Annotated in this window: 6 protein-coding genes; 3 read left to right on the forward strand and 3 right to left on the reverse strand. The window is 68.3% G+C overall.

Annotated features, from left to right (window positions below; all coding sequences use genetic code 11):
• Positions 1-62 precede the first annotated feature (62 nt).
• Entirely contained in the window at positions 63-3,296 is a 3,234-nt protein-coding gene (locus tag WC597_RS15500) for a YdbH domain-containing protein (protein ID WP_372694738.1), read from the reverse strand.
• 318 nt (positions 3,297-3,614) lie between these two features.
• Between WC597_RS15500 and WC597_RS15505 the strand changes: the two genes are divergently transcribed.
• On the forward strand, positions 3,615-4,970 hold the full coding sequence (locus tag WC597_RS15505; protein WP_372694740.1) for a peptidoglycan DD-metalloendopeptidase family protein: 1,356 nt from the start codon (positions 3,615-3,617) through the stop codon (positions 4,968-4,970).
• A gap of 5 nt (positions 4,971-4,975) precedes the next feature.
• Here the strand turns inward: WC597_RS15505 and WC597_RS15510 are convergent, their stop codons facing one another.
• Positions 4,976-6,643 (reverse strand): TadG family pilus assembly protein, encoded by a 1,668-nt coding sequence (locus WC597_RS15510; protein ID WP_372694742.1) that lies wholly within the window; start codon positions 6,641-6,643, stop codon positions 4,976-4,978.
• Complete coding sequence (locus WC597_RS15515; RefSeq protein ID WP_372694744.1) at positions 6,640-7,065, reverse strand: TadE/TadG family type IV pilus assembly protein; 426 nt, start codon at positions 7,063-7,065, stop codon at positions 6,640-6,642. The genes WC597_RS15510 and WC597_RS15515 overlap by 4 nt, the downstream gene beginning before the upstream one ends.
• A gap of 533 nt (positions 7,066-7,598) precedes the next feature.
• On the opposite strand from WC597_RS15515, the gene WC597_RS15520 reads away from it, so the two are divergent.
• Both WC597_RS15520 and WC597_RS15525 read left to right on the forward strand, forming a co-directional pair.
• A complete protein-coding gene (locus tag WC597_RS15520) occupies positions 7,599-8,150 on the forward strand; it encodes a hypothetical protein (protein ID WP_372694746.1) in 552 nt (183 codons plus the stop codon).
• 256 nt (positions 8,151-8,406) lie between these two features.
• Positions 8,407-8,779, forward strand: a 373-nt coding sequence (locus WC597_RS15525) for a hypothetical protein (RefSeq protein ID WP_372694748.1), incomplete at its 3' end; no start/stop codon positions are given.

Here is an 8,779-nt window from a genome sequence, read left to right on the forward strand (position 1 = left end):
ACGGCCGAGAATGATAAGTCTAATAGCACGTCGCCAAGTGAACGCGCGCTGAATGGTGAAGTTCAATCGGCAGGCGCCGGGGTCGGCGTCGTCGGCGGGTCCGGCTCCTGCTGACCCTGGCGAGCGCGATTGACCGCCAGCAGGTCCGAGATCAGCTGGTTGGCGTTCAGGGTCGTGTCCAGCGTCAGGTCGATCTGGGTGTTCGACGGCAGGGGCAGTTTGCGGTTCAGGAACTGGCGGCTGATCAGCTCGGCGATCGTCAGGCGAAGCTCCTGGCGCTGGGGCGGATCGTGGCGGCCACGAATGTGGAACAGCACCGAGACCCGGCCGCCGTCCATACTGTTCACATCGGCGCTGAGCACGTCGAAGGACAGGTCCTCCATCGCCTGATAGGCCAGATCCTCGACCATGCCGGAGGGCAGTTCCTCGCCGCCGCCGCCCGCATTGACGTCGGTCAGGACCTCGCGCTTGATCGACAGCCGGCCCGGCTGGACCGCGCCCAGGGTGCCGGCAGTGATCCGCAGGCCCGTCTTGGGGTCCATGATGAAGGGCAGACGGCCCGAGACCACGGCGTCCAGCTTGACCTTGTCGTCGAAGCCGGTGTCGGCGACGATATCGCCCAGTTGCACCCGGTCCAGCACGATGACGCCGCTGTAGGGCTGGGTCGCGTCCAGCGGGACGGTGAAGGGCTCGACCGAGACCGTGCCGCCGCCGGCGACGACCTGGGCGCCGTCGATCAGGACGCCCGCCTCGTTGACCGAGAAGGTCACGTCCAGGGCCGTGACCGCCGTGCCGACCGCCAGACTGTCGGCCGTCAGCTTCTGGTTCGGGGCGGTGATCAGGGGCGTCAGGCTGCTGAACACCACGTCGCCGCGCAGGCCCTTGACTGCGCCGGCCGGGCTGACGAAATCCAGGCCCGGCGTGACCAGCCGTCCGCTGGAGGTCGGCTCGGCGTCCTTGGTCCAGTCGAAGCGGCCGTCGAAGCTGACGGAGCCGGTCACCGGCGACGCGAGGAAGTCAGCGGCCAGGGGGCTGAGCATGGCCGGCTGAAGGCCGTGTTCGGCGAAGGTCACATTGGGGGCGGAGATGACGATGCCGCCCGAACCCGTGCGGCCGTCGTGCGCCAGGGTCAGGCGACCTAGCGTATGCGCCGCCGCCTCGCGCGTGCCCTTCAGGTCGAAGGCGCCGCTCCAGCGTTCGTTGGCCAGGGTCGCGGAGCCGGTCGCGGCCAGGGGTTCGAATCGGGCGGGGGTCAGGGCGTCGATGGCCTTGGCGGCCGTGACGTTCGCCGTCAGGCCGACGCCCGCCTTGGTCCCGTCGACCGTGACCCGGCCAGACGCATCGGCGAAGCGCATGCCCAGGAAGGGCGCCTGGGCCGAGACCTGGTCAAAGGCGCCGACGACGCGCCAGACGCCGTCCTTTGACGTCAGCAAGGGACCGCCGGCGGGGCACAGTTTGCCGGCGACCTGATGCACGTCGTTCTCGTCCAGCTCCAAGCGTTCGACCGTCAGGTCCACGCAGTCCGGGGTCGCATAGGTCAGCCGCCCGTCGGTCATGGCCAGGACGCCGCGCATCCGGGCGTCGATGCCGCGCGCCAGGTCGAAATCGAGACGGGCGCGGCCGTCCAGCGTGGCCTCGAACCCGGTCTCGGTCAGACGCCAGTTCGGCACGGCGACGGTCATCTCCGGCAGGCCCTTGCCGCGCGTTGCGGTGACGGTCAGCGCGCCGCCGCCCGGTCGTCCCGGCTCGGCCTGATAGGCGCCCTCGCCGGCCTGGGCCACCGTCAGGACGCCGCCGTTGGCGGGGGTCAGGGTCACGGGGCGCGCCAGGGCGACCGTGGTTCCGGCCGTGCCGGTCGCGAACCGGATCGCCGGGGCGTTCAGGGCGAAACTTCCCAGCGCCCGCTTCATCTCGGCCAGCTCGGCGATGTCGTCGGGACCGACCGGGCCGAACAGGGGCCAGGCGCCGTCGGCGGCGCGCAGCGACCCGTCGGCGCCGATCTGGATCACGCCGTCGCTGACGACATCCAGGTTCACGTCGGCGCGACCGCGCTTCAAGGCGAGGTCGCCGAAGCCGAAGCGGTCGAAGGTCGCGCTCACCGGGCCGGTCGCCTCGAAGGCCGCGTCCTTGCCGCCGAAGGTCAGGGCGCGCGAGGTCAGCGACAGGCGGCTGACATTCGTCTGACCCATCCGGCCCGAGGCGGCCGTCAGGGACAGGGGCGCCTCAACGCTCCAGCGCAGGGCGTTGTCGCGCGAGACGGTCAGTTTGGCGTTCTGCGCCGTCGCCGCGACATCGGCGATGCGCAGGTCCGCGCCCTGGACCGCCGCCGCCTTCAACGCCGTGGTCGTGGCGCCCTCCAGACGGAAGGTCTCGATCCAGCCGGAGACGACGCCATCGAACTGGGCCGTGACATCGGCGTTACGCGCGCCGACGGTTTCGGTCCCCAGGCTCGCGCCGGTCAGGCGGGCGTCCAGAACCACCCGGCCGTCGCCGCGCCGGGTCTTCAGATCGGGATAGGGAAGGTCGCCGGTCAGGGTCAGATTGGGCCCCTGCCCTCGCGCGGCGGGCGTGGTGAAGGCGTCGGCCGCCGCCAGCAGGCGCAGCGCCACCCGATCGCCCGTGGTGGTCAGGTCCAGCGTCGCGGACAGGCCCCGGGCCTCGATCTCGCCGCTCTTCAGCGCCGCCGTGGGCAGGCGCGCCGCCAGCCGCATCAGCTTGCCGTCGTCGATCCGGGCGTCAGCCAGAATGTCGATGGTTCCGTATTCGGTGGACAGTCGCCCGCGACCGCCCTCGACGATGACCAGAGGCCCGCGCGTATCCGGGCGCGGCGGGCCGCCGGTGAACTCCTTGACCAGCGGGTCCAGCGAACCCAGCGACAGTTTCCCGCCCTTCCAGCTGGCGCGCACCACCGGCCGGACCAGACGGATGCGGCTGGGCGTGACGCCCAGGCCGGTCCTGGACCACGGCAGGGCCACCGCGTAATCGACCTCGGCCCGCTCGACCACAACATCGGGATTCTTGGGATCGCCGATGCGGATGCGGCCGACGAAGCCGTCGATCTCGACCCGCTCGACCTCGACATCGGCCTGGATGCCGCGCTGGTCCAGCCAGCCGACCAGAACGTCACGCGCCACTGCGCGCCGGTTGAGATAGAGGACGGCTGCCGCCACGCCGAGCAGCAGCGCCAGGATCAGCACCCCAACAGCAACAGCGCGCAGGACGCGGCGACGCGGCTTTGCCTTGGGTGACTGGCCCTTGGGCGTTGGGGCGGAGGTCTGGGCGGGGGTGTCGGTCAAGCGGATCGATCGCGGGATTGAAACAGGTCGCCGACCACCTTCGTCATCCTGACCCCAAGCACAAGATCAAAGCGTGACCGCCGGCGTTCGGCGGGCGTTCCTTGGCGGTGAAGCTGGGCGATAAAGGGGCATCGTGCGGGTCGAAGCCTGGCTGCGCGTTGCGGTTTGTGATCCGCATGTTAACCGTTTGTAACAGTCTGTCTTCCCAAACTGAGACAGAACAGGTATAGGACCGCCCTCGCGCCATGGGCGATCGGCGCGATCTTCGAGAACGAGTAACGCTTTGGCGCCACAGGCGTCGCAATACGACGGGGACCGATGGCTCAGTTCGACCCACGCCGCCAGCCGATGCGGCTCGCGCCGCACATGCTTACTGCAGTCGCGGCAATCTCGGTGGCGATGCTCGCCGGTAGAGCCTATCAACCCGCTCAGGCCGAAGAAGTTCCCGCGCTGACCTCGGCCCAGATGGCCGCCATGGAAGCCCAGGCCTTCGCCTCCGCCAACGCGCCCGCCGGCATGACCGCGCCCGAGGCCGTCAACGTCCAGATTCGCCGCGGCGAAACCTTCGAGCAGGCCGTCGCCCGCACCGGCGTCGCGCCGGAAGAAGCCAGCGCCGTCGCCGCCACCGTCGCCAACGCCTTCGATTTAGCCGACCTGCGCGCCGGCCTGAAGTTCGAGACCGCCATCGCCAAGCCGCGTGACGGCCGGGGCGACGCCCGTCTGATCGGCCTGACCATGCGCACCGGCCCGGCGTCCCAGTTGACCGTGTCGCGCAGCTTTGACGGCGCCCTTCGCCTGCGTTCGCTGGAAGAAAAAGTCACCCACGAGACCGTGGTGCTCAAGGGCGACGTCGAGCGGTCCCTCTCCGCCAGCGCCCGCGAACTGGGCGCCACCGCCACCATCGTGCGTTCCGCCAGCCGCCTGTTCGCCACCAAGTTCGACATGCAGCGCGACATCCGCTCGTCGGACGAGTTTACCATGGTCTTCGACCGTGAGGTGACCGAGGCCGGCCGCACCGTGGACGTGGGCGACCTGATGTACGCCGAACTGCGCGGCGTCACCTTCTATCGCTTCAAGCCGGCCGGCGCGAAAGACGCCCAGTTCTTCGACGCCAACGGCAAGAACCTGCGCTCTGCCATGATGCGCACGCCGCTGCAGAACTTCCGCCGGGTGTCCTCGGGCTTCGGCTTCCGCACCCACCCGATCTCGGGCTACAAGAAGATGCACCAGGGCATCGACTTCGCCGCCGGAACCGGCACGCCGATCGTCTCCCCCGCCGACGGCGTGGTGGTCGAGGCCCGTCGCTGGGGCGGCTATGGCAACTGGCTGCGCATCCGTCATAACAACGGTCTGGAAAGCGGCTATGGCCACCTGTCGCGCTATGGCTCGGGCATTCGCGCCGGCCAGCGGGTCAGCCAGGGCCAGATCGTCGCCTATGTCGGTTCGACCGGCGCCTCGACCGGCCCGCACCTGCACTATGAACTGTGGCGCGGCGGCCAGCGGATCAATCCCGCCGGCGTGCGCACCCAGGAAGGCACCGAACTGGCCGGCGCCGACCTGACCGCCTTCCGCGCCGAAAAGGCCCGCATCGACCGCATCATCGCCTCGGGCGGTCAGAAGCGCCCGGCGGTGCAGCAGGCCTCGGCCGAGGGCCTGCGCCCCGCGCACGGCTGATTTCTTCAGCCGACCAGACGGGGCGTCGACCGGCCTTCGCTCGGGCATGACAGGCCGTGAACCGCCACGTCGGCCTCGCCCAGCCTGAGCCCCAGCACGTCCAGCACCGGGTTCAGAACGCCGTCCAGCACCGGGCCCAGCGGTTCAAGCAGCCGGCCCAGAGCCTTGGTCAGGTCGCCGAGGCCCAAGCCCAGGCCGACGACGTTCACATCCACGTCCAGCCGGCCCAACAGGCTGGAGACCAGGCCGCTGGCGAAACTACGCGAGGCCACGGTCTTGATCCGCTGCGCCTCGATGTCGGCGGCGTCGAACCTCAGGGGTTTGAAGCCTGGATCGGCCGCCTCCATGTCGGCCTTGCCGGTGATGCCGACCAGACCCAGGGCCGACAGCAGGGTGGCGGGGCGCGGCGACAGGCCCGTCTTGAAATCGTCCAGCGTCGTCTCGTCCACGACGCCGATCGAAGCGCGCGCCAGGCCCGGCCGCACCTCGACCTCGACCGACCGCGCGGGATCGCAGGACAGGGATTTCAGCCGCGCCTCGGACGCCGCCAGCTCGACCAGGATCGGCAGCTCGACCTTCGCCAGACCCGACAGGGCCTGGGCCGTCCGTGCACGGACATAGAGCCGCGCCTGGGCCGTGCGGATGATCGGCTGGCCGTTCGCCGTCACCGTCAGCCAGGGCGAACGGTTGGGCCGTTCGCCGATGGCCAGGCTGGTCTTCAGATCGGCCAGGCCGGCGGGCACGCCCAGGTTCAGCGCGATCTGGCGGTCCCCGCCCCCGACCTCCAGCATCGCCATGGCCAGGTCCATGGCCGAGACGGACGCATCCAGCCCCTCGCGGATCCCTTGCGGCGACTGGGCCTCTACGCCGATCAGATCGCCCAGCTTCACCTTCGTTCCGACCGAGGCCGAGGCCAGCCGGCCCAGGACGCCGCCGTCGTCGCCGCCCGCCAGCCGTTCCAGCACCTTCAGCGCCCGACCCGCATCGACATCGGTCGCCAGCAGCCGGTCGTAGTCCCCGATCTCGATGTCCAGATCCGTCGCCAGGGCGTCGGTGAAACCCAGCAGATTGACGTCCAGGTCCGCCAGCCGACGATAGTCCATGAGGCTGAGCGAGACCTTTGAGCCGGTCAGGCCGCTCAGCACCTGGTTCGCCACCCCGCCGTCCAGCCGCGCCAGGCGAGAGCCGATGGAGAACATCGCCTTGGGCGGGGCGCCGGTCGAGGCCGAGGCCGTCGCGCGCCGCGTCACACGCACCTGATCCCGGCCCAGCAGAAGGCGACTGAAGAACAGGGGCGCGCGGCTGGTCACCTGAACCCGCACGGCGTTGGGCGTCTCGCCGCCCGCCGTGAACCGCGCTTCGCGCGCCTTGGCCGGGTCCGGCGCATAGACGCCGAGCGTGGTCGCCACCGTCACGGACACGTCGGGCGCGACATTGGCCTCGACCGTCGCAGAGGACGCCTGGCGCACGACGGCCTCGCCCCGCGACAGGTTCTGAACCGCCGACAGGGCCGCCAGATCCGCCGCCCCCTGGACCCGTCGTGTGTGCAGCACCAGCACGCCCAGATCGATGGTCACGGCCGTGACGATACACAGCACGCCCCCCGCGACGGCCGCGATCACGGCGACCGCCCCGCGCCGATCCGCGCCGAAGCGTTTACGCCAGGCGCTCACGAGTAGTCCCCCACATGGATCACCGCCGAGCGCCGGATGACGACCGGCGGACGCGGCAGCATGCCCCCCAGCGCCATGACCAGGCTGTCGCCGGAATCATAGACCACCACGACCCGCAGCCGCCCGGCCTCCTCCGCCACCTCGATCGTCATTCTATCGGGATCCAGCGCCACGCCCCGCACCGCCGCCGTCACCTCGCGCCGCGCCAGCCCGTCGCGCTCGACCGCGTCCAGCCCGCCCACCGCCGCCCGCGCCCCCTCCGACGCCAGGGCCTGAACCGACTGGGCCATCAGGAACCAGCCGCCATAGACGACGATGGCGATCAGCAGCAGCACCAGGATCGGCCCCACCAACGCAAACTCCACCGCCGCCGCGCCTTCGCGCCGGAACCTAGCCTGAGAGATGGAGCCGTGCCTGCCCATGACGACCTCGATAAACTCGCTCAGGTTGTATCCGCGGTGCGGTTAAAGGTTCGTGTGGCCGAAGTAGCTGGGCCGATTGGCGCCAACCGAAGCGCATTTCTCGTCTCCAAGCGTCAAGGCAGACAACAGCATCATCCGTCAACGTGATCGCTAGCGGTTCTCAACTGTATCATATTGGCACATGTAGGGCAGATCTCTATCGCGGCCTTGCCCTTAGGACACGCCGGGGGCGCCCTCATGATGAGATGCATGGAGGCGGAGTCGCGAGGTTCTGGAGAAGGCTGAACGACCCGTCGCCCTATGGTTGAATGCCGACACAGCAAGGGCTTGACGGTGCGAGTCGCAGAATTCGTTGCGTAAAGCCGATCTTAGGCGTAGAGCGGCGCTGTTAACGATTTGTTAACCAAGGCTTGCTTGCCGCCGAACGTATCGATTCGGGATGGCATGACTCTTGGAGGGGGTGAGGCGATCCGTCGGGGCTGGCGGACCGTCCTCTGGGCGGAAATGGGGTTGGGGAAATGAACGGTAGAACATTGCGACTCCGCGCGTATCGACGCGCCTGCTTCGTGCTGGGAGCAACCGTATTGATTGCCGCCGCATCGTCGGCTTCGGCGAAGCCGGCCGTCGACAACCTCGACGTCGGCAAGACGCTGAACGTCACCGTCACCGGCCAGATCGTTCCGCGCTGTGAGATCCAGGGCGGCGGCGACATCGATTTCGGCGAACTGACGGGCGGCGAGCGCGCCACGGCCCTGTTCGGATTCAACTGCAATGTTCCGTTCGACCTAGGCGTCACCTCGGCGCGCGGCGGCCTGGTCCATGTCACCAAGCCGCAAGGCGAGGGGCCGTTTTCGGGCGTCCTGCCCTACGACGTAACCTTGACCGTGCCGACCCTGCGCCCCGCGCCGCGGATGGTGCAGGCCAGTTTCAGCAGCACCGACCACACCGGGATGCTGAGCAGCGGCGACGGCATCGCCGCGGGTGGCGGCAAGATCGAGTTTCGGACCCGTCAACCCGCGGGCGCGGGTCTTTTGGCTGGGCAGTACACGGAAACCCTGACGGTGACAGTAACGCCACGCGTCTGAAGGATTTCGTACAGCATTCGTTCCTTCACTGAAGAATTGTTGGTTTACTTCAATGAGCGCGAATAGGCTTTTGCTTGAGTTGAGTAAAAGTAGTGTTATCGCCTTAGAGGCGAATAGTTGCGTAATCATAGCTAACAACGTTTTTTACTGTTGACGGACTTGTTAAGGAAGCGTTAAGTCCATCCCGATCGGACGGGGAGGGACTGCCGCCTCGATCGACTATTTTTCGCGAAATCATTCGCTTGGAGAGACTGAAATGAAGAAGTTCGCTTCCCTGATGGCTGGCGCTGCTGCGCTGGCTCTGATCGCCGCCCCCGCCATGGCCGACACCGTCTATCAAGGTTCGGTGACCACCAACACGACGGTCAACATTCCGTTCATCGGCCCGGTGAACCTGCAGAACACCACAAACAACACGGCTGCCGTTCTGGTCGCTGACCTGCTGAACCCCGGCCTGAACAGCAGCACTTCGCTGATCACCATCTCGGGCAGCTCGGCCGCGAACAACGGCACGGCTTCGAACGCTGACGGCGCGACCTTCACCCTGAAGGGCGCTGTGTCGACGGACTGCGCCTACTACACCGGCAACGCCTCGACCACGATCGACTTCGGCACCATCGGCATCTACG

Origin of the sequence: Brevundimonas sp., from assembly GCF_041648115.1 — a bacterium.
Lineage (GTDB): Bacteria > Pseudomonadota > Alphaproteobacteria > Caulobacterales > Caulobacteraceae > Brevundimonas.

What these genes read in the sequence shown, in the direction of transcription:
- WC597_RS15515 (WP_372694744.1), bottom strand. Translation starts at nt 7,065, where the DNA reads ATGGGCAGGCACGGCTCCATCTCTCAGGCTAGGTTCCGGCGCGAAGGC.
- WC597_RS15505 (WP_372694740.1), top strand. Translation starts at nt 3,615, where the DNA reads ATGGCTCAGTTCGACCCACGCCGCCAGCCGATGCGGCTCGCGCCGCAC.